This is a genomic window from Burkholderia sp. AU33545 (genome assembly GCF_020419685.1).
Lineage (GTDB): Bacteria > Pseudomonadota > Gammaproteobacteria > Burkholderiales > Burkholderiaceae > Burkholderia > Burkholderia diffusa.
In genome coordinates, this window is sequence record NZ_JAIZRQ010000003.1 from 239,986 (window position 1) to 259,715 (window position 19,730).

The window sequence follows — 19,730 nt, forward strand, 5'->3', positions numbered from 1 at the left end:
ATCAATTGTTGGAGCGCCCATCGCCATGTGGTCGATGGGCGTCTTTTTTTGCTGCGCCGGTGTCGCGCGCGCCGCCGGCCCGATCTCCCGGCGTTCTGTATCATGTGCTGGCGCGCTGGCCGCACGGCTTGCCACCGCGCCCGATCACGCGCCGCCAACATGAACGACATCGCCTTGCCCGACCCCTCATCCGCCAGCCTCGATCCGGCCGCGCTCGATGCGCTGCACGCGTTCGTCGAGCGCCATCCGCGGCTGCTCGTGCTGACCGGTGCAGGCATCAGCACGGATTCCGGCATTCCCGGCTATCGCGACCGCAACGGTCAATGGATGCGCTCGCCGCCGATCCAGCTCCACGAATTCCTCGGTTCCGACACCGCGCGCCGCCGCTACTGGGCGCGCAGCATGATCGGCTGGCCCGTGGTGGGCCGTGCGCGGCCGAACCGCTCGCATGTCGCGCTCGCGCGGCTCGGCGGCACCGGCCGGATCGAGCGCCTCGTCACGCAGAACGTCGACGGGCTGCACCAGCGTGCAGGCAGCGGCGACGTGATCGAACTGCATGGCGGCATCAACGGCGTCACGTGCCTCGATTGCGGCGCGCATCACGCGCGCGCGACGATCCAGACCTTGCTCGAAACGGACAACCCCGAGCTGCTGGGCACACAGGCGGAACCCGCCGCCGACGGTGACGCGCACCTCGAATTGGCCGCGCTCGACACGTTCCGCATCCCGGCCTGCCCGGCCTGCGGCGGGCTGCTGAAGCCGGCGGTGGTGTTCTTCGGCGAGAACGTGCCGCGCGAACGCGTTGCACTGGCGTCGCAGGCGCTCGATGCGGCCGATGCGCTGCTCGTCGTCGGCTCGTCGCTGATGGTGTATTCCGGCTACCGGTTCTGCGTGTGGGCCCAGGCGCAGAACAAGCCCGTCGCCGCGTTGAACCTCGGCCATACGCGCGCCGATCCGATGCTGACGCTGAAGGTCGAGGCGCGTTGCGCGCCCGCGCTCGACGCGCTGAACGCGCGGCTGGGCGTCGCCGGCGGCGCGCCGGAGCACGCATCGTGACCGGGCCGACGTCCTCGCCCGATCCGTCCGCGCGGCTGTCGGCGCCGGCGGCCGAGCGCAATCGCGGGCCGATCCTCGACGTGCTGCGTCGCGTGCTGCCGGCCAGCGGCGACGTGCTTGAGATCGCGAGCGGCACCGGGCAGCATGCGGTCCATTTCGCGCAGGCGCTGCCGGCGCTGCGCTGGCAGCCGAGCGATCCTGACGCACACGCGCGCCGCTCGATCGCCGCGTGGGTCGCGCATGCCGGCCTCGCGAACCTGGCCGAGCCGCTGGCGTTCGACGTGCGCGATGCGTCGTGGCCGGCCGCGGCGTTCGACGCGATCGTCTGCATCAACATGATCCACATCTCGCCGTGGGCCTGCACCGACGCACTGTTCGCCGGCGCGTCGCGCGTGCTGCGTCCGGGCGGCGTGCTGTTCCTGTACGGACCGTATCGCCGCGAAGGCCGGCACACGGCGCCGTCCAATGAAGCGTTCGACCAGCAGTTGCGCAGCCGCGACCCGTCGTGGGGCGTTCGCGATCTCGAGGTGGTCGTCGCGCTCGGCCTCGACCGCGGGCTCGACTGCATCGAGGTCGTCGAGATGCCGGCGAACAACCTGAGCGTCGTGTTCAGGCGCCTGCCGCACGCGGAGCAGTGACACGCAAGCGCGCATCGCAGCCGGGTTTCCACTATCCTTTCGCCTGTGCGCGCGACCCGGTTCGGTCGCGCCCTGTTTTTTCCGGAGAATTGACTAATGGGCAAACAAGCAATCGGTGTGATCGGGCTCGCGGTGATGGGCCGCAATCTCGCACTCAATATCGAGAGCCGCGGTTACGCGGTGTCGGTGTATAACCGCAGCCGCGAGAAAACCGACGAACTGATCGCCGAATTCCCCGGCCGTAATCTGGTACCGACCTATACCCTCGAAGAGTTCGTCGCGTCGCTCGAGACGCCGCGCCGGATCCTGATGATGGTGAAGGCCGGCGAAGCGACCGATGCGACGATCGCATCGCTCAAGCCGCTGCTCGAGAAGGGCGACGTGCTGATCGACGGCGGGAATACGCACTTCACGGACACGATCCGCCGCAACCAGGAACTCGCGCAATCGGGCCTGCACTTCATTGGCACCGGCGTGTCCGGCGGCGAAGAGGGCGCGCTGCGCGGCCCGTCGATCATGCCGGGCGGCCAGCGCGACGCGTACGACCTGGTCGAGCCGATCCTCAAGCAGATCGCCGCGAAGGCCCCGTCGGACGGCGAGCCGTGCGTCGCGTACATGGGTCCGGACGGTGCGGGCCACTACGTGAAGATGGTCCACAACGGCATCGAATACGGCGACATGCAGCTGATCGCCGAAAGCTATGCCGTGCTGAAGGACGTCGCGGGCCTGACCAACGACGAACTCGGCGCGGTATACACCGAGTGGAATCAGGGCGAGCTCGACAGCTATCTGATCGAGATCACGTCGAAGATCTTCGGCAAGAAGGACGAAGAAACCGGCAAGCACCTCGTCGACGTGATCCTCGATCGCGCCGCGCAGAAGGGCACCGGCAAGTGGACGAGCCAGAACGCCCTGGATCTGGGCGTGCCGCTGCCGCTGATCACCGAGTCGGTGTTCGCGCGCGTGCTGTCGTCGTTGAAGACCGAGCGCGTCGCGGCCAGCAAGATCCTGTCGGGCCCGGCCGCCGCGTCGTTCGACGGCGATCGCGCGGCGTTCGTCGAAGCGGTGCGCCGCGCGCTGTACCTGAGCAAGGTGATCTCGTACGCGCAGGGCTTCGCGCAACTGCGCATGGCGTCCGAAGAGTATGGCTGGAACCTCGATCTCGGGACGATCGCGAAGATCTTCCGCGCGGGCTGCATCATCCGCGCGCGATTCCTGCAGAAGATCACCGACGCGTACGCGAAGGATCCGGCGCTCGCGAACCTGCTGCTCGACCCGTATTTCAAGGACATCGCCGCGAATTACCAGGCGTCGCTGCGCGACGTCGTGGTGGCTGCCGTAAAGGCAGGCGTGCCGGTGCCGGCGTTCGCGTCGGCGGTCGCGTACTTCGACAGCTACCGTTCCGAGCGGCTGCCGGCGAACCTTGTGCAGGCGCAGCGCGACTTCTTCGGCGCCCATACGTTCGAGCGTACCGACCGGCCGGGCAGCTTCCACGCGAACTGGTCGTGACCGGCTGGCGAGGACGGTATTGTTGCGAAATTCTATTCTTTGAGTAGGGTTTTTCGTTCCCGGATCCCGGAATTGTTGGCTCCGAGGAAACAGTGTTTTCGTTCTTTCATGGTTTTCCCTAGGTGATCTCGGGACTAAACTTTGTTCAATCGCTGCAGACATGGTGTGTGCGGCGGAGCAAAAAAATCCCGGAGGTAATCATGAAATCGCTGATCGCAACGTTCGCTGCTGCTGCTGTCCTCGCCGTTCCTGCCGTCTCGTTCGCCCAACAGAACGCCCCCGTCACCCGTGCGCAGGTGAAGGCCGAACTGGCCCAACTGCAACAGGCCGGCTACAAGCTGGGCAGCGACCGTACCGACTACCCGGCAAGCATCCAGGCAGCTGAAGCCCGTGTGAACCCGCAACAGAACGTGGCCGCTGCCGATACGAGCGGCTACGGTGCGCAACCGGCCGCCCAGCAGGAATCGGGCGCTCCGGCGGCCGCCAAGACCGGCTGGCAGGTCAAGCGCGTGTCGGATGGCGCACCGGTCTACAAGGGTCGTTAATCGTCATCGATCGCCGGCCGCATGTGCGGCCCGATGCGACCCCACGCAGTACCCGCAGCCCGTCGTTCCGCATCACGGAACGAGGGGCTGTTTTCATTGGCGGCACCCGTCGTGTCAATGCAGCGGCCGTGGTCCGCGGCCGATGTCCCGGAACAGCGCGTCGGCCGGCTCCAGCGCCTGCAGCCAGGCCTCGTCGTAGCCGCTCAGCGTGTCGAGCGCGTCGCGCAGCCGCTCGATCGCGAGCACCGGCAGCTCGACGCTGTGCCGGGTGGCGCCGCTCAGGTGCGCGACGCTCGCCAGTTGGACGAGTGCGTCCGCTGCTTCGGCGACGTCCGCCGCGAACAACAGGTGCCGGTTGAGCAATTCGACGAGGCCGCTGGAACCGGCGAAATCCTCGGCGTTGAGCTGCACGGACAGAAACGTCGCATTGTTCATGGTTTTCTCCTCGTTATCGCTGGATCGTGCGGTGCACCTCCGAGTATAGGAGGCGGCCGGCAGCGGGGCGGCAGTCATCGGTGCGACACGGCTGGCGGCCGTGGAACCGTGGCCTGAAGCCTCCGGACGCCGCGCGCGATGGGGCTCGCGGCCCGCCGACACGCGTCGGCGATACCGCAAGATTGTTGCCGGATCGGGCGCCTGCCGCGGTCCTGTCCACGACAGATGGTATCTTTGACGGCCGGGGCGATACGAAAATGGCGCGAAAAAGGGGCCGATGAGCCCGTTCGCGCCGACGTCCCGCCGTGGAAACTGACGGCCGCGAGAGCGGTCGGATACTGGTTGGTCCGGCCGCCTGGCCGGACATCGTGCGTCGCACGCCGGAGGGCGGTGGGCGGCGCAACGACGCAAATCCGGGAGGACCCTTGAGAAAAACGATTCCGATCCACGATGCGCTGGCGCGCTGGTTGCCGCAGGCGGCGCTCGTCGCCGCGGCCGCCGTGCTGACGGGCTGTACGATGACGCCGTGGACCGACAGCTGGCAGCCGGTACGACCGTCGACGCCGGCGTCGGTCGCCACGCCGGGCGTGATTGCCGGCTATTACCGCGTGAATCCGGGCGACACGCTCGCCGGCGTCGCCGCCGCCTACGGGCAGCGCGTTCAGGACGTGGCCAGCTGGAACCACATGTCGCCGAATGACGCCCTGTCGCCCGGCCAGGTGCTGCGCGTCGCGCCGCCGCCTACCTCGACCTCGCTCGGGCAGGCGCCCGCCGCGGCCGCGCAACCGGGCTCGCTGGCCTGGCCGGCCACGGGTATGGTCGCCGCGCCATTCCTGGCCGGCAAGACGCGCGGCATCGTGATCGCCGCGACCGGGCCCGACCGTTCGGTGCGGGCCGCGGCAAACGGGCGCGTGGTCTATGCCGGGTCTGGCGTCAAGGCATACGGCCCGCTCGTGATCCTGAAGCACGACAACGGGCTCATCACGGCCTACGGGCACAACGGCAAGCTGCTCGTCAACGAAGGCGATGCAGTGCGTGCAGGCCAGCCGGTCGCCGAGATGGGCACCGACGCGAGCGGTCGCGCGACGTTCGACTTCGAAGTCCGGCAGAACGGCAAGGTCGTCGATCCGATGAACTTCCTGCCGCGCAACGGCGGCTGACGCGCCGCGTCACGACGTGTGCGCCGTGCGGCGCACACGTTCCCGTCTTCACCCTTCCTTGAGCTCCGCGGTGCCGGACTGCCGCGCACGATTGCCGAGCCAGCGAATGCCCAGCGCGAGTCCCGCCGCGCCGAGCGCGATCAGCGAACACTGGATCGCGACCGGCAGGTACCCGTGCGGCCGCGGATCGACGAACGGGTAGGGATACCAGTTCTCCAGCGCGCCGCGCACGAGCGTATAGCCGAGATAGACGACCGGAAAACCGAGCCACGCGAACGCGCTGCGCCACGCGATCGGCGAGCGCGGTTCCACGTACAGCCAGTCGCACAGCACCACGAGCGGCACGATCCGGTGCAGGACCCAGTTGTTGAGGGCCGGCGTGACGTGGCGCAACGCATCGAGCCGGGCGAGCAGCAGCTCGTAGACGATCGCGGTGATCAGCATGTAGAGCACGGCGGCGCCGCGCATCGATTCGTAGCGCGCCGAGCCGGGACGCGTGACACGCGACAGCCCCACGACCAGCATGGCCGAGGCATAGAGGCTGCTCAGTTGCGTGAAGTAGCTGAGGTAGTTGCCGAGATGGACGGCAGGCATGCCCCAGTAGCCTGCGACGCTGTGCAGCGTGGTCGACACCGCGAGCAACGCGGCGATCAGCCGGTAGGCCGCAACGAAGAACGCTTTGCTCATGATGCCCGCGCAACGTCGCACCAAAGCTTCATCGTGCCACAGCCGCAGGCCCGCGCGATTCGGACTTTCCATATGCGGGCCAGTGGACGGGCCGCGCGGATTCCTCGGATATTTGATCCGGTCGCACAACGATGGTCGCGCGTGAGGCTACAATCGGGGCAACCGCCGGGGTGCCGTCAGCCGCGGCGTGTGTCTGCCCCGCATACCACACGAGAAATTTCGAGACACAGCATGAAAAACATCCTCGCGAAACAGACGCGCTACAGCTCACCCGCGATCTTCTTCCACTGGGCCATCTTCCTGCTGGTGGCGCTGGCCTATCTGGCCATCGAGATTCGCGGACCGAAAGGCAGTGACAGTCGCGTGTTCTGGATGAACGTGCACCTGCTGGCCGGTACCTTCGTGCTCGTGCTGTCGGTGCTGCGCGTGCTATGGCGGATGATCAGCCGCGTGCCGGACGCCATTCCGCAGACGACGCTGCTCAAGTGGATGTCGAAGCTCGCGCATTTCGCGCTGTACGTATTCATCATCGCGCAGCCGCTGCTCGGCATCATGCTGGTCAACATGGGCGGCAAGCCCGTGTCGCTCGACTGGATCGGCGTGTCGTTCACGCTGTTCGGCCCGGACAAGGCGCTGCGGCCGACGATCAAGGAAGCGCACGAACTGATCGGTAACGCGTTCTACTTCGTGATCGGCCTGCATGCGCTGGCCGCGCTTTACCACCACTTCATCCGTCGCGACGACGTGCTGCGACGCATGGCACCGTGATTGCCGCGCGCTGAAGCCGCGCAGCAGCCGGGGGCGCATGGTTGTATCAGCAACCATGCGCCCCCGGTCCGTTTACCGCAATGCGCGACTGGCCATCGCGGCGAACATTCTGTAACATCTCGGCTGCTTTTACATTCCGCTTACGCATCGCCGCGCATGCTGCACCGACATCGTCACCTGACCGCCTGGCTCGGCGTGTTCGCGATCTGGCTCGCGATCGCGGCACCGCTGGTGTCGCAGTGGCGCATCGCGCAGGCAGCCACCCCCGACGCAATCGTCTGCAGTGCAGAACATGGCGCACACCGCGCGCCCGATGCGGGCCGCGCGCAGGACCATGCACTGCATCTCGATGCGTGCGGCTATTGCGGCTTCTTCGCGCACAGTCCCGCGATCGGCGGCGCGGCCGCCGTATCGTTCGCCTTCGTCCCCCCTCATGCCGTTTCCGCCACCGCGCCGCATGCGGTCGCGGCACGCGCCGACCGCTATCCGCGCGCGTACCCACGCGCACCGCCCGAGCGCGCCTGACGCGCTGTTTTACGTTCCATTCATCGCCGATATCCGTGCGGTCTGTCGAGGTCGCGTGGAGGGCGTCACTCGGGCTTTCGATCATGACCATTCTTTCCTTGCGCGCGCCGAGGGCGGCGCGCCATTCCCGTGCGCGGCGCGTGCCGCGCATGCTGAAACTCACTGTTCCCGCGCTGGCCGTCGGCGCGATGACCGCGGCCGCGGCCGAATCCGCGCAGGCCGCCGGTGCGCCGACGGACGACGCGGCCGCGCTGCTGCCGCCCGTCGAGGTCGTTGCATCGCCGCTGACGACACCGCTCGTCGTCGTCACGGATCCGAAGACGCCGCGCCAGCCGCTGCCGGCGAGTGATGGCGCGGACTACCTGAAGACGATTCCCGGCTTCACGTCGATCCGCAGCGGCGGGACGAACGGCGACCCCGTGCTGCGCGGGATGTTCGGGTCGCGGCTGAACATTCTCGCGAACGGGATGCCGACGCTCGGCGCGTGCCCGAACCGGATGGATGCGCCAACCTCGTATATCGCGCCGGAAAGCTATGACAAGGTCACCGTCGTGAAGGGCCCGCAAACCGTGCTGTACGGTCCCGGCGCATCGGCCGGCACCGTGTTGTTCGAACGCGTGACGCCGCGTTTCGACCGCCCCGGCGTGCGCTTCGACGGCAGCCTGGTCGGCGGATCGTTCGGCCGCAACGACCAGAACGTCGACGTGACGGCCGGCACGCCGGATGTCTACGGCCGCGTGACCGCGAACCATGCACATGCGCAGGACTACGAGGATGGCAACGGCAACACCGTGCCGTCGCAATGGGACAAGTGGAACGCGGACGCGGCGCTGGGCTGGACACCCGACGATCACACGCGCGTCGAACTGACGGCGGGCACCGGTGACGGTTATGCGCGCTACGCGGGGCGCGGCATGGATGGCGCGCATTTTCGCCGCGAGACGTTCGGCCTCTCGTTCGACAAGCGGCATCTCGGCGACGTGCTCGACCGGATCGAAGCGCGCGTGTACTACAACGAAGCCGACCACGTGATGGACAACTACACGCTGCGGCAGCCCGACCCGACCAGCAGCATGCCGATGCGAATGGCATCCGAGGTTCGGCGCCGCACGCTCGGTGCGCGGGCGGCCGCGACGTTCCGTTTCGGCGACGACTTCAAGCTCGTGACCGGCGTCGATGCGCAGTCGAACCGGCTCGATGCCCGCTCGGCGATGGGGCGACAGAACTACGGCGACCAGCCGTGGGATGCGCAGGCGACGATGTGGGACGCGGGCGCGTTCGGCGAACTGACGTGGTATGCGAGCGATGCATCGCGCGTGATCGGCGGCGCGCGGGTGGACTACGCGAGCGCGCGCGACAAGCGTACGACGACGAGCGGGATGATGGCGAGCAAGCCGAACCCGACCTTCGGCGACGATCGCGCGCGCGTGCTGCCGAGCGGTTTCGTGCGGTACGAGCGCGATCTCGCGGCGCTGCCGGTCACGTGGTACGCGGGGATCGGTCACGCGGAACGCTATCCGGACTACTGGGAGCTGTTCTCCGCGAAACGCGGGCCGGCCGGTTCGATCAACGCGTTCTCGGCGGTGCAGCCGGAGAAGACCACGCAGCTCGACATCGGCGCACAGTACAAGAGCGACCGGTTCGATGCGTGGGTGTCGGCCTACGCGGGATATGTGCAGGACTACATCCTGTTCAATTACGCCGCAGGGATGATGGGGCCGACCACGCAGGCGACCAACGTCAACGCGCAGATCATGGGCGGCGAAGCCGGCGTGTCGTGGCGGCCGGTCGCACCGCTGCGCGTCGAGACGTCGCTCGCGTATGCGTGGGGGCGTAACGCGACGAGCGGCGATCCGCTGCCGCAGATGCCGCCGCTCGAGGCGCGCTTCGGGCTCGAATATACCCGCGGCGCATGGTCGGCCGGCGGTCTGTGGCGAGTCGTTGCGCCGCAGCATCGCTATGCCCTGAACGAAGGCAATGTGGTGGGCAAGGACTTCGGTCCGAGCGCCGGCTTCGGCGTGCTGTCGCTGCATGCGCAGTACAACGTCAGCAAGAAGGTGCAGATCTCGGTCGGCGTCGACAACGTGCTGGACAAGGCCTACACCGAGCACCTGAACCTCGCCGGCAACGCGGGCTTCGGCTATCCGGCGAACGCGCCGGTGATGGAGCCGGGGCGCACGGCATGGTTGCGTGTGAGCGCGAAGCTGTAACGCGCGGCGCGCGTGTGCGATGCAGCATGCGCACGCGTGAACGCAGCCCCGCCCGAATGGGCGGGGCGCGTCAACCGATTAGAGAACCGTATCTAGTCAGGGCGCAAACGTTCGCGACTCGTGATTCACTCCCGCATTCGACGCACACGTTGCCCGCGACCGTTCGCGACCTGCCGTGCGCGTCGAACCGATCTCATTCGCACCGGCAACACAATAATCAGGAGAACAAGCATGGCCAGATCGATGCGTTCCAGGGTGGTGGCAGGGGCAGTGGCTTGCGCGATGAGCGTTGCGCCGCTCGCGGGGACGACCGCGCTGATGACGCTCGCGACGACGCACGCGGCGATGGCGGCAACCGCGCCGGCGGACGACTACGCGACGACGCGTTATCCGATCATCCTCGTGCACGGGCTCACCGGCACCGACAAGTACGCGGGCGTGCTCGAGTACTGGTACGGCATCCAGGAGGACCTGCAGCAGCATGGCGCGACCGTCTACGTCGCGAACCTGTCGGGATTCCAGAGCGACGACGGGCCGAACGGGCGCGGTGAACAACTGCTCGCTTACGTCAAGACGGTGCTCGCCGCGACCGGTGCGTCCAAGGTGAACCTGGTCGGTCACAGCCAGGGCGGCCTCACGTCGCGCTATGTCGCGGCCGTCGCACCCGATCTCGTCGCGTCGGTGACGACGATCGGCACGCCGCATCGCGGCTCGGAGTTCGCAGACTTCGTGCAGAGCGTACTCGCCTACGATCCGACCGGATTGTCGTCGTCGGTGATCGCAGCGTTCGTCAATGTGTTCGGGATCCTGACGAGCAGCAGCAACAACACCAACCAGGACGCGCTCGCCGCACTGAAGACGCTGACGACTTCCCAGGCCGCCACGTACAACCAGAATTACCCGAGCGCGGGCCTCGGCGCGCCGGGCAGCTGCCAGACGGGTGCGCCGACGGAAACCGTCGGTGGCAATACGCACCTGCTGTATTCGTGGGCCGGCACGGCGATCCAGCCGACCATTTCCGCGTTCGGCGTGACGGGCGCGACGGATACCAGCACGATTCCGCTGATCGACCCGGCAAACGCGCTGGACCTGTCGACGCTTGCGTTGTTCGGCACGGGCACGGTGATGATCAATCGCGCCTCGGGCCAGAACGACGGGCTCGTGTCGAAGTGCAGTGCGCTGTACGGGAAGGTGCTGAGCACGAGCTACAAATGGAACCATCTCGATGAGATCAACCAGTTGCTCGGCGTGCGCGGCGCGAATGCGGAAGATCCGGTCGCGGTGATCCGCACGCATGCGAACCGGCTGAAGCTCGCGGGCGTGTGATCGATGACGGCACGTGAAGGACGCGCGCCGCTCGCGCGACGCGTTGCGGTCTACGGCGCGGTGGGGCTGGCGGCGATCGCCGGCGTCGCGATCTGGAGCGGCACGGCATCGCAGCGCGGCGCCGACGCGGTGCATGTGTCGGCCGGCGCGGCAGTGCTCGGCGGCACGAGCGCCGCACCGCCGCAGGCCGCATTGCCCGCGAGCGCGGGACTGCCGCCGCCGCTTGACGGTTCGAGTGCGCCGAGGCTGCCGCTCGATGCCGGCGGCCATCTCGCGAAGTCGCGCGCGGTGCGCGATTTCTTCGACTACTGCCTGACCGCGCGGAGCGACCTGAACGCGGCCGCGCTCGATGCACTCGTCGTGCGCGAGATTGCCGCACAGCTCGACGGCACGGCCGCGCAACCCCAGGCGCTCGACGTCTGGCATCGATATCGTGCGTATCTCGACGCGCTGGCGAAGCTGCCGGAGGCGGGCGCGGTCGACAAGTCCGATCTCGGTGCGTTGCAGCTCGCGCTCGATCAGCGCGCGTCGATCGCGTCGCGCACGCTCGGCGATTGGAGCCAGCCGTTCTTCGGCGCGGAGCAGTGGCGGCAGCGCTACGATCTCGCGCGGCTGAAGATTGCGCAGGACCGCACGCTGACGGATGCGCAGAAGGCGGAGCGGCTCGCGGCGCTCGCGCAGCAGATGCCCGCCGACGAACGCGCGGCACGGAACAAGGCCGACCGGCAGCAGGCCGCGATCGACCAGATCGCGCAGTTGCAAAAGAGCGGGGCGACGCCCGATGCGATGCGCGCGCAACTGACGCAGACACTCGGCCCCGAAGCCGCCGCGCGCGTCGCGCAGATGCAGCAGGACGACGCATCGTGGCAGAGCCGCTACGCTGACTATGCGGCGCAGCGTGCGCAGATCGGCGCGGCCGGATTGTCGCCACAGGATCGCGACGCGCAGATCGCCGCACTGCGGCAGCGCATGTTCACGAAGCCCGGCGAAGCGATCCGCGCGGCGTCGCTCGACCGCGGCACGGCTGCCGCGCAGTGACGCACGCGGTCATGCCGCGCGCGTGAAGTGCCGCGGCAGATGCTGTTCGATGGTAGCCGCGAGCGTGTCGAACGCGGGCCCGATGCCTTCGTGCGCGACGCACGCATAGCCGAGCAGCAGCCCGCGCCGCGCGGTGTCCAGGCTGCTGTAGTAGCTGGTCAGCGGGCGCACGATCACACCCGCGTCGAATGCGCTTTGCGTGACCGCGCGATCGTCGCACGTGTCGGGCAGGCCGAGCACCAGATGCAGGCCGGCCTCGTCGCCCATCACGGGCAGCGCGTCGCCGAAGCGCGCATGGATCGCATCGATCAGCAATTGCCGGCGCTCGCCGTACAGCGTGCGCATCCGCCTGACGTGTGAAGTCAGGTGCCCGTCCATGATGAATTCGGCGAGCACGGCCTGCTGCATCAGCTGGCCCTCGCGATACAGTTCCGACAACCCGGTGCGGAACGTGTCGACCAGATGCTCCGGCACGACCATGTAGCCCATCCGCAGGCCCGGGAACAGCATCTTGCCCAGGCTGCCGACGTAGATCACGCGGCCGCCGTCGTCGAGCCCCTGCAGCGACGCGAGCGGGCGGCTGCCGTAGCGGAATTCGCTGTCGTAGTCGTCCTCGATGATCCAGCAGCGATGCTGGCGCGCGTACTCGAGCAGCATCCGGCGCCGTGCGAGGCTCATCACCATCCCGAGCGGATACTGGTGCGACGGCGTGACAAGCACGAGCCGCGGCGGATGCTGCATGTCGCTCGCGCTCGGATCGATGCCTTCCTGGTCGACCGGCACCGGCGTGAGCGCGAGGCCGGTCGCCTGCAGCACGCTGCGCACGCCCCAGTAGCACGGCTCCTCGACCCACGCACGATCGCCGATGTCGGATAGCAGCCGCACCGCGAGGTCGATCGACTGGTGGATGCCGGTCGTGATGATCACCTGGTCCGGCGAGCATTTGACCGAGCGCGCGACGCGCAGGTAATCGGCGAGCGCACGGCGCAGCGGCCGGTAGCCGCCGCCCGGCGAATAGGTCAGCAATTCGGGATTCGCTTCTTTCCACAGGCGCGCCTGCAGGCGGCTCCATGTCCGGCTCGGGAATTCCGACACATCCGGCACGCCTGGCATGAACGCGCCCCACTGGCGCCGCGACACGCCCGCATGCTCGATCAACTGCCGGCCCCGCATCGACAGGCTGCCTTGTGCGTCCTGCTGCGCCGCCGCACCGGCGTCGGACGGCGGCGCGGCGCCCGGCACGCGGATCGCGGCCGCGTCCGGGCGCGTGTCGGCCACGTAGGTGCCGCTCCCGGTCGTCGTCAGCACATAGCCTTCGGCTGTCAGCTGGTCGTACACGTGCAGCACGGTATTGCGCGCGATCGACAGATCTGCCGCAAGGGTGCGTGAACTGGGCAGCTTTGTCCCTGGCCCTAATTCTCCGGTAAGAATCGCTTGCTGCATCAGTTGCAACAACTGCCGGTACATCGGCTCGGACGAGCTGCGGTCGAGACGGGCGGAGAGCCAGTCGGCCAGGATCACGGTATCCAAAGTGGTCCTACTAGTAATATTGAAATGGTTCCCTATTGTAGAACCGTACGCACCGTATAGTGGGCCCATCTCAAAAACGTTTGTCGCGCAGCAAGGGGACAGCCACGATGAAGTCCGATGATGTGATCGTCAGCTTTCGCGGCGTGCGGAAGACCTACGACGGGGAGACGCTGGTCGTCAAATCGCTCGACCTCGATATCCACCGAGGGGAATTCCTGACGCTGCTCGGGCCGTCCGGCTCGGGCAAGACCACCTGCCTCATGATGCTGGCGGGCTTCGAGTTTCCGACGGGCGGCGAGATCCGCCTCGACGGCGAACTGCTGAACACCGTGCCGCCGCACAAGCGCAACATCGGCATGGTGTTCCAGAACTACGCGCTGTTTCCGCATCTGACGGTCGAGCAGAACGTCGCGTATCCGCTGTCGGTGCGCAAGCTGCCGGCGGCCGAGCGCGCGGAGCGCGTCGCACATGCGCTGAAGATGGTGCAGATGGAGCGTTTCGCGAAACGCTATCCGGCGCAGTTGTCGGGTGGCCAGCAGCAGCGCATCGCGCTCGCGCGGGCGCTCGTGTTCGAGCCGAAGCTCGTGCTGATGGACGAGCCGCTCGGCGCGCTCGACAAGCAGTTGCGCGAACACATGCAGTACGAACTGAAGGCGCTGCACGAGAAGCTCGGCGTGACCTTCGTCTACGTGACGCACGACCAGGGGGAGGCGCTGACGATGTCCGATCGCGTCGCCGTGTTCGACAAGGGCATCGTGCAGCAGCTCGATACCGTCGATCGCCTGTACGAATCGCCGTGCAATGAATTCGTCGCGAACTTCATCGGTGACAGCAACCGGCTGCGCGGCACCATCGCGCGCGTCGACGGCGAATTCTGCGAATTCCGGCTCGACGACGGCACGCAGCTCGTCGGTCGCCGCATCGGCGACGCAGCTGAAGGCGCGCCGGCCGTCGCGTGCATCCGCCCCGAACGCATGAGTCTCGCGAACGGGCACGCGAACGGCACCGCCAACCGCGTGACCGGCGAAGCGCGCAGCCTCATCTATTTCGGCGATCACGTGCGCATGCGCTGCGCGCTGCCGGGCCAGGACGAATGCTTCGTGAAGGTGCCGCTCGGCACGGGCGCGCTCGATGCGTTCTCGCCCGGCGCGCCGGTATCGCTCGCATTCGCGCCCGAGCATCTGCGCATATTCGCCTGACGCAGGTTTTCCCGCTTTATCGCAGCACGTCGTCAACAACAACTGCCCACTTCCACCACGAGAGGAGAGGAACCATCATGAACGGAGCAAGCTCTACCGCGCGTCGCACCGCGCTCGCACTGGCGCTCGCCGTCGTCGGCGCATCGGCCACCGCGGCCGAACTCACGGTCGTCAACTTCGGCGGCGCGAACGGCGACGCGCAGAAGGCCGCATTCAACCAGCCGTTCGAAAAGGCGACCGGCAACAAGGTCACGGCCGTCGAGTACAACGGCGAGCAGGCGAAAGTGAAGGCGATGGTCGAGGCGAAGCACGTCAACTGGGACGTGGTCGAAGTCGAATCGGGCGACCTGAACCGCGGCTGCGACGAAGGGTTGTACGAGAAGCTCGACTGGTCGAAGATCGCGAAGAAGTCCGACCTGATTCCCGAATCGCCGCAGGTGTGCGGCGTCGGCTTCTTCGTGTGGTCGACCGCGCTGTCGTACAACGCGGACAAGCTGAAGACCGCGCCGACCGGCTGGGCCGATTTCTGGAACGTGAAGAAATTCCCCGGCAAGCGCGGCATGCGCAAGGGCGCGCGCTACAACCTCGAGTTCGCGCTGATGGCCGACGGCGTTGCGCCGAAGGACGTGTACAAGGTGCTCGGCACGAAGGCCGGCCAGGACCGCGCGTTCAAGAAGCTCGACGAGCTGAAGCCGTACATCCAGTGGTGGGAAGCGGGCGCGCAGCCGCCGCAGTTCCTGGTGGCAGGCGACGTCGTGATGTCGACCGCGTACAACGGCCGTATCGACGCCGCGCAGAAGGAAGGCAAGAACCTGAAGGTCGTGTGGAACGGCAGCATCTACGACCTCGACTACTGGGCGATTCCGAAGGGCTCGCCGAACAAGGCGCTGGCCGAGCAGTACATCGCGTACACGCTGACGCCGAAGCCGCAGCAAGGGTATGCGCAGCACATCGCGTACGGCCCCGCGAACGTCGCCGCGATCAAGTCGCTCGACGCGAAGACGCTCGCGAACCTGCCGAACTCGCCGGCCAACGGCAAGAACGCGGTGCTGGAAGACATCGGCTTCTGGACCGACCACAGCGACGAGCTCGAGCAGCGCTTCGCCGCGTGGGCGACGAAGTAACCGCTACTCAGGTGTCCTGATGCAACCTGCCGCACGACGCATCAATTGCGTCGTGCGGCATTCCGCCGGATCGAGCCCGGCCGGAGAGAACCGTTGAACACGATGACGATCGCTCCTTCCTCGCCGTCATCAGCCGCGCTCAAGCGCGAGCTGAAGGCCGCCGAGGCCCGCAAGCGCACGATGGCGTTGCTGCTGATCGCGCCGCTCGCGATCTTCCTGCTGCTCATTTTCGTCGTGCCGATCGGCACGCTGCTTACGCGCGCGGTGCAGAACCCCGAGATCGCGACCGCGCTGCCGAACACGATCGCCGCGCTGTCGGGATGGGACCGCAAGGCGCCGCCGGCCGACGCCGCGTACGTCGCGCTCGCGGCCGACATGACGAAGGTCGCCGACAGCGAGGCGATGGGCGCACTCGCGCGGCGCCTGAACACCGAGATTCCCGGCTACCGCTCGCTCGTCGCGAAGACGGCGCGCGCGATGCCGCTGAAAGGCGACAACGACGCGGCACTGACGCCCGCGCAAACGCGCGCGAAACTGATCGACCTCGATTCGCGCTGGGGCGACGTTGCGTACTGGCAGTCGATCGCGAAGAACGGTAGCCAGTTGTCGCCGTTCTACCTGCTCGCCGCGCTCGACCACAAGCAGGACGGCTTCGGCCAGATCGTGCAGGCCGATCCCGATCAGTCGATCTATCTCTCGATCTTCGGCCGCACGTTCGTGATCGGCGTCGCGGTCACGCTGTTCGCGCTGTTGCTCGGCTATCCGCTCGCGTACTGGATCTCGACGCTGTCGGAGCGCCGCGCGAACCTCGTGATGATCCTCGTGCTGATTCCGTTCTGGACCTCGGTGCTCGTGCGCGTCGCCGCGTGGATCGTGCTGCTGCAGAGCGAAGGGCTCATCAACACGGCGCTGATCGGCAGCGGGCTGATCTCGCATCCGCTGACGCTGCTGTTCAATCGCGTCGGCGTGTACATCTCGATGACGCACATCCTGCTGCCGTTCATGATCCTGCCGCTCTATAGCGTGATGAAGTCGATCCCGCCGACATACCAGCGCGCGGCCGTGTCGCTCGGCAGCCATCCGTTCGCCGCCTTCTGGCGCGTGTACGTGCCGCAGACTTATCCGGGCGTCGGCGCCGGCGCGCTGCTCGTGTTCATCCTGGCGATCGGCTACTACATCACACCCGCGCTGCTCGGCGGGCCGAACGACCAGATGGTCAGCTACTACGTCGCGTACTTCACGAACGTGACGATCAACTGGGGCATGGCGTGCGCGCTCGGCGGGCTGCTGCTCGCGGCGACGCTGGTGCTGTATGCGGTGTACGGGCGCTTCACGCGCACCAACGTGAGCCTCGGCTGAGCGGTCGAGCAGCAACACGCAACGAAACGGGAAGGGGATGCCGACCATGAAACTCGCCAGGCCGCTGTTCGCGCCGCACATGTCGTTCGTCGAGCGCGCGTGGTATGTCGCGCTACGCGTGCTCGTCGTGCTGACGCTGCTGTACCTGATCCTGCCGGTGCTTGCCATCGTGCCGCTGTCGTTTTCGTCGAGCACGTTCCTCGTCTATCCGATTCCGGGCTTCTCGATGCGCTGGTACGAGAATCTGATCGCGTCGGACGAGTGGCGGATGGCCGCGAAGAACAGTTTCATCGTCGCGCCGTCGGCGACCGTCGTCGCGACCGTGCTCGGCACGCTCGCCGCGATCGGCCTCACGAAGGCGGACTTCCGGGGCAAGGGGCTCCTGATGGCCGTGCTGCTGTCGCCGATGATCGTACCTGTGGTCGTGGTCGGCGTCGGCATGTACCTGTTCTTCGCGCCGCTCGGCCTCGCGAATACCTACACGGGGCTGATCGCCGCGCACGCGGCGCTCGGCGTGCCGTTCGTCGTGACGACGGTGGCCGCGACGCTGCAGGGCTTCAACCAGAACCTGGTGCGTGCGAGCTTGTCGCTCGGCGCGAATCCCGTCACGACGTTCTTCCGCGTGACGCTGCCGGTGATCGCGCCGGGCGTGATGTCGGGTGCGCTGTTCGCGTTCGCGACGTCGTTCGACGAAGTCGTCGTCACGCTGTTCCTCGCGGGCGCGGACCAGACGACGCTGCCGCGCCAGATGTTCACCGGCATTCGCGAGAACATCAGCCCGACGATCGCCGCGCTCGCAACGATCCTGATCATTTTCTCGACGAGCCTGCTGCTCGCGCTCGAATGGCTGCGCGGACGCAACGCGCGACGCGCGGTGTCTTGACGGCCGGAACCGCAGCGGCCGCCGTATCGTCGATCGTTGCGGTCTCAACGATGCCTCGCACTCGACGCGGTGCACGGAAGCTTTCGTTTCGCTGACTGGCGACGCGGTTGCCTGCACGCTCGATGAGGCTCTGCAACAATACGGCTCGCGACATCGCGCGTTCCGTTCTTGCAGCAGGGGGCGCCCGGTGCCGCGCCGCTCAATCCGCGACGCCGCGCGTCGCTCGTCAGCCGAGCCTCATCTTGTCCGAATTCGCATCCCCTGCCGGCGCCCGGGAGCCGGCCGTCAACTGGCGCGCGATGTCCGCCGTGCTGCTGGCCGTCGCGCTCGCGACGCTCGACACGGCAATCGCGAACACCGCGCTGCCCGCGATCGCCACCGACCTGCACGCGTCGCCGGCCGCGTCGGTGTGGATCATCAACGCCTACCAGCTCGCGATGGTCGCGACGCTGCTGCCGTTCGCGTCGCTCGGCGACATCGTCGGTCACAAGCGCGTGTATGTCGCGGGCCTCGCGGTGTTCACGCTCGCGTCGCTCGGCTGCTCGCTCGCAGCGACGCTGCCGCAGCTGACAGCGGCGCGGATCGTGCAGGGCTTTGGCGCGAGCGCGATCATGAGCGTGAACGTCGCGCTGATCCGCAACCTGTTTCCCGCGCATCGGCTCGGGCGCGGCGTCGGCTTCAACGCACTGGTCGTCGGCGTGTCGTTCGCCGTGGGGCCGACGATCGCGTCGCTGATCCTGTCGGTGGCCGCATGGCCGTGGCTGTTCGCGGTGAACGTGCCGCTCGGCGTGCTCGCGCTTGCAGTGGCGATTCCGTCGCTGCCGCAGACGGCGCGCGGCAAGCATGCATTCGATCCGCTCGCCGCGCTGTTCAACGTGATCACGTTTGCATCACTGATCTTCGCGCTCGGCGAATTCGCGCAGCGCGGGCCGCTGTCCGTCGTGTTCGCGGCTGCCGCGGTCGCGCTCGCGTTCGGGTCGCTGCTGATCCTCCGCCAGGCTGGGCACCCGGCGCCGATGCTGCCGGTGGACCTGTTCCGTCGGCCGGTGTTCACGCTGTCCGCGCTGACGGCCGTGTGCGCGTTCGCCGCGCAGGGGCTCGCGTTCGTATCGCTGCCGTTCTACTTCGAAACCGTGCTGCATCGCGACGCGGTGGAGACTGGCTTCCTGATGACGCCATGGTCGGCGATCGTCGCGCTTGCCGCACCGATCGCGGGCCGGCTGTCCGATCGTTATCCTCCCGGATTGCTCGGCGCGATCGGGCTCGCACTGCTGAGCGCTGGAATGGTGTCGCTCGCTGCGCTGCCGGCGGCGCCGAACGTCATCGACATCGGCTGGCGGATGATGCTGTGCGGCGCGGGCTTCGGCTTCTTCCAGTCGCCGAACCTGAAGGCGTTGATGTCGAGCGCGCCGCCCGAGCGCAGCGGCGGCGCGAGCGGCATCATCGCGACCTCGCGGCTGATCGGGCAGGCTACCGGCGCGGCGCTCGTCGCGCTGTCGTTCGGGATCGCCGGGCGTCACGGGCCGACGCTCGCGCTGATGCTCGGTGCGGGCTTTGCCGGCGCCGCGAGCGTCGCGAGTGGGCTGCGGCTCTTCGCGCCGTCGCATCGGGCCGGCGCGCCGGTTGCATCGGTCGAGGCGATGCCGGCGAAGGAGCGGGCGACGGAGTAGCGCTCCGCGCGTACCCGCTGCCCGAGAGTTTCCCGGCCGGCGCACGGCAAACGACCGCCGCGCGCCGG

Annotated in this window: 18 protein-coding genes and 1 pseudogene; 15 read left to right on the forward strand and 4 right to left on the reverse strand. The window is 67.6% G+C overall.

Translation table 11 applies throughout. The features are described from left to right. The first annotated feature begins 159 nt into the window (after positions 1–159). Both LGM71_RS11150 and LGM71_RS11155 read left to right on the forward strand, forming a co-directional pair. Complete coding sequence (locus LGM71_RS11150) at positions 160–1,056, forward strand: NAD-dependent protein deacetylase (protein WP_226114860.1); 897 nt, start codon at positions 160–162, stop codon at positions 1,054–1,056. Then, the gene (locus LGM71_RS11155) at positions 1,053–1,694 is read left to right on the forward strand and encodes a DUF938 domain-containing protein (RefSeq protein WP_226114861.1); all 642 of its coding nucleotides are present in this window, start codon (positions 1,053–1,055) and stop codon (positions 1,692–1,694) included. The genes LGM71_RS11150 and LGM71_RS11155 overlap by 4 nt, the downstream gene beginning before the upstream one ends. A gap of 15 nt (positions 1,695–1,709) precedes the next feature. On the opposite strand, the pseudogene LGM71_RS11160 reads toward LGM71_RS11155, so the two are convergent. Further along, positions 1,710–1,784, reverse strand: a pseudogene (locus LGM71_RS11160) (6-phosphogluconate dehydrogenase); the annotation flags it as partial. A 6-nt stretch (positions 1,785–1,790) separates the two neighbouring features. Between LGM71_RS11160 and gndA the strand changes: the two are divergent. Together gndA and LGM71_RS11170 are read left to right on the forward strand one after the other, a co-directional pair. Then, the gene (gndA, locus tag LGM71_RS11165) at positions 1,791–3,203 is read left to right on the forward strand and encodes an NADP-dependent phosphogluconate dehydrogenase (RefSeq protein ID WP_059601753.1); all 1,413 of its coding nucleotides are present in this window, start codon (positions 1,791–1,793) and stop codon (positions 3,201–3,203) included. Between the two features lie 200 nt (positions 3,204–3,403). Next, positions 3,404–3,748 (forward strand): DUF4148 domain-containing protein, encoded by a 345-nt coding sequence (locus LGM71_RS11170; protein WP_044845294.1) that lies wholly within the window; start codon positions 3,404–3,406, stop codon positions 3,746–3,748. A gap of 114 nt (positions 3,749–3,862) precedes the next feature. Here the strand turns inward: LGM71_RS11170 and LGM71_RS11175 are convergent, their stop codons facing one another. Then, the gene (locus LGM71_RS11175) at positions 3,863–4,183 is read right to left on the reverse strand and encodes a hypothetical protein (protein WP_226114862.1); all 321 of its coding nucleotides are present in this window, start codon (positions 4,181–4,183) and stop codon (positions 3,863–3,865) included. 425 nt (positions 4,184–4,608) lie between these two features. On the opposite strand from LGM71_RS11175, the gene LGM71_RS11180 reads away from it, so the two are divergent. Beyond that, on the forward strand, positions 4,609–5,343 hold the full coding sequence (locus LGM71_RS11180) for a peptidoglycan DD-metalloendopeptidase family protein (protein ID WP_226114863.1): 735 nt from the start codon (positions 4,609–4,611) through the stop codon (positions 5,341–5,343). Positions 5,344–5,391: 48 nt separating this feature from the next. Here LGM71_RS11180 and LGM71_RS11185 read toward each other — a convergent pair whose 3' ends face one another. Further along, positions 5,392–6,030, reverse strand: coding sequence for a Pr6Pr family membrane protein (locus LGM71_RS11185; protein ID WP_124621186.1), 639 nt, complete (start codon positions 6,028–6,030; stop codon positions 5,392–5,394). Positions 6,031–6,261: 231 nt separating this feature from the next. Between LGM71_RS11185 and LGM71_RS11190 the strand changes: the two genes are divergently transcribed. The 5 genes from LGM71_RS11190 (at position 6,262) to LGM71_RS11210 (ending at position 11,897) form a co-directional block, all read left to right on the forward strand. Next, positions 6,262–6,798, forward strand: coding sequence for a cytochrome b (locus LGM71_RS11190; RefSeq protein WP_226114864.1), 537 nt, complete (start codon positions 6,262–6,264; stop codon positions 6,796–6,798). Between the two features lie 156 nt (positions 6,799–6,954). Beyond that, positions 6,955–7,323, forward strand: a complete 369-nt coding sequence (locus tag LGM71_RS11195; protein WP_059601761.1) for a DUF2946 domain-containing protein — start codon at positions 6,955–6,957, stop codon at positions 7,321–7,323. Positions 7,324–7,406: 83 nt separating this feature from the next. Then, positions 7,407–9,533, forward strand: coding sequence for a TonB-dependent copper receptor (locus tag LGM71_RS11200; RefSeq protein WP_226114865.1), 2,127 nt, complete (start codon positions 7,407–7,409; stop codon positions 9,531–9,533). A 231-nt stretch (positions 9,534–9,764) separates the two neighbouring features. Further along, a complete protein-coding gene (locus tag LGM71_RS11205; protein WP_226114866.1) occupies positions 9,765–10,859 on the forward strand; it encodes a triacylglycerol lipase in 1,095 nt (364 codons plus the stop codon). Between the two features lie 3 nt (positions 10,860–10,862). Beyond that, positions 10,863–11,897 carry a lipase secretion chaperone gene (locus LGM71_RS11210; RefSeq protein ID WP_226114867.1) on the forward strand — a complete coding sequence of 345 codons (1,035 nt, stop codon included), beginning with the start codon at positions 10,863–10,865 and terminating at the stop codon, positions 11,895–11,897. Positions 11,898–11,906: 9 nt separating this feature from the next. Here the strand turns inward: LGM71_RS11210 and LGM71_RS11215 are convergent, their stop codons facing one another. Further along, positions 11,907–13,427: a PLP-dependent aminotransferase family protein gene (locus LGM71_RS11215; RefSeq protein ID WP_124621198.1), complete on the reverse strand. Its 1,521-nt coding sequence runs from the start codon at positions 13,425–13,427 to the stop codon at positions 11,907–11,909. A gap of 107 nt (positions 13,428–13,534) precedes the next feature. On the opposite strand from LGM71_RS11215, the gene LGM71_RS11220 reads away from it, so the two are divergent. The 5 genes from LGM71_RS11220 to LGM71_RS11240 all read left to right on the forward strand — a co-directional run bounded on the left by LGM71_RS11220 (position 13,535) and on the right by LGM71_RS11240 (position 19,662). Then, entirely contained in the window at positions 13,535–14,626 is a 1,092-nt protein-coding gene (locus LGM71_RS11220) for an ABC transporter ATP-binding protein (protein ID WP_059601771.1), read from the forward strand. 77 nt (positions 14,627–14,703) lie between these two features. Continuing rightward, positions 14,704–15,750: an ABC transporter substrate-binding protein gene (locus LGM71_RS11225; protein ID WP_059601773.1), complete on the forward strand. Its 1,047-nt coding sequence runs from the start codon at positions 14,704–14,706 to the stop codon at positions 15,748–15,750. A 102-nt stretch (positions 15,751–15,852) separates the two neighbouring features. Next, positions 15,853–17,109 (forward strand): ABC transporter permease, encoded by a 1,257-nt coding sequence (locus LGM71_RS11230; protein ID WP_174908687.1) that lies wholly within the window; start codon positions 15,853–15,855, stop codon positions 17,107–17,109. A 46-nt stretch (positions 17,110–17,155) separates the two neighbouring features. Next, positions 17,156–17,992, forward strand: a complete 837-nt coding sequence (locus LGM71_RS11235) for an ABC transporter permease (protein ID WP_059525632.1) — start codon at positions 17,156–17,158, stop codon at positions 17,990–17,992. Positions 17,993–18,234: 242 nt separating this feature from the next. Beyond that, positions 18,235–19,662 (forward strand): MFS transporter, encoded by a 1,428-nt coding sequence (locus tag LGM71_RS11240; protein ID WP_226114868.1) that lies wholly within the window; start codon positions 18,235–18,237, stop codon positions 19,660–19,662. Positions 19,663–19,730: the final 68 nt, after the last annotated feature.

What these genes read in the sequence shown, in the direction of transcription:
- LGM71_RS11170 (WP_044845294.1), top strand. Translation starts at nt 3,404, where the DNA reads ATGAAATCGCTGATCGCAACGTTCGCTGCTGCTGCTGTCCTCGCCGTT.
- LGM71_RS11230 (WP_174908687.1), top strand. Translation starts at nt 15,853, where the DNA reads ATGACGATCGCTCCTTCCTCGCCGTCATCAGCCGCGCTCAAGCGCGAG.
- gndA (WP_059601753.1), top strand. Translation starts at nt 1,791, where the DNA reads ATGGGCAAACAAGCAATCGGTGTGATCGGGCTCGCGGTGATGGGCCGC.
- LGM71_RS11235 (WP_059525632.1), top strand. Translation starts at nt 17,156, where the DNA reads ATGAAACTCGCCAGGCCGCTGTTCGCGCCGCACATGTCGTTCGTCGAG.
- LGM71_RS11225 (WP_059601773.1), top strand. Translation starts at nt 14,704, where the DNA reads ATGAACGGAGCAAGCTCTACCGCGCGTCGCACCGCGCTCGCACTGGCG.
- LGM71_RS11205 (WP_226114866.1), top strand. Translation starts at nt 9,765, where the DNA reads ATGGCCAGATCGATGCGTTCCAGGGTGGTGGCAGGGGCAGTGGCTTGC.
- LGM71_RS11150 (WP_226114860.1), top strand. Translation starts at nt 160, where the DNA reads ATGAACGACATCGCCTTGCCCGACCCCTCATCCGCCAGCCTCGATCCG.
- LGM71_RS11210 (WP_226114867.1), top strand. Translation starts at nt 10,863, where the DNA reads ATGACGGCACGTGAAGGACGCGCGCCGCTCGCGCGACGCGTTGCGGTC.
- LGM71_RS11220 (WP_059601771.1), top strand. Translation starts at nt 13,535, where the DNA reads ATGAAGTCCGATGATGTGATCGTCAGCTTTCGCGGCGTGCGGAAGACC.
- LGM71_RS11200 (WP_226114865.1), top strand. Translation starts at nt 7,407, where the DNA reads ATGACCATTCTTTCCTTGCGCGCGCCGAGGGCGGCGCGCCATTCCCGT.
- LGM71_RS11195 (WP_059601761.1), top strand. Translation starts at nt 6,955, where the DNA reads ATGCTGCACCGACATCGTCACCTGACCGCCTGGCTCGGCGTGTTCGCG.
- LGM71_RS11175 (WP_226114862.1), bottom strand. Translation starts at nt 4,183, where the DNA reads ATGAACAATGCGACGTTTCTGTCCGTGCAGCTCAACGCCGAGGATTTC.
- LGM71_RS11185 (WP_124621186.1), bottom strand. Translation starts at nt 6,030, where the DNA reads ATGAGCAAAGCGTTCTTCGTTGCGGCCTACCGGCTGATCGCCGCGTTG.
- LGM71_RS11190 (WP_226114864.1), top strand. Translation starts at nt 6,262, where the DNA reads ATGAAAAACATCCTCGCGAAACAGACGCGCTACAGCTCACCCGCGATC.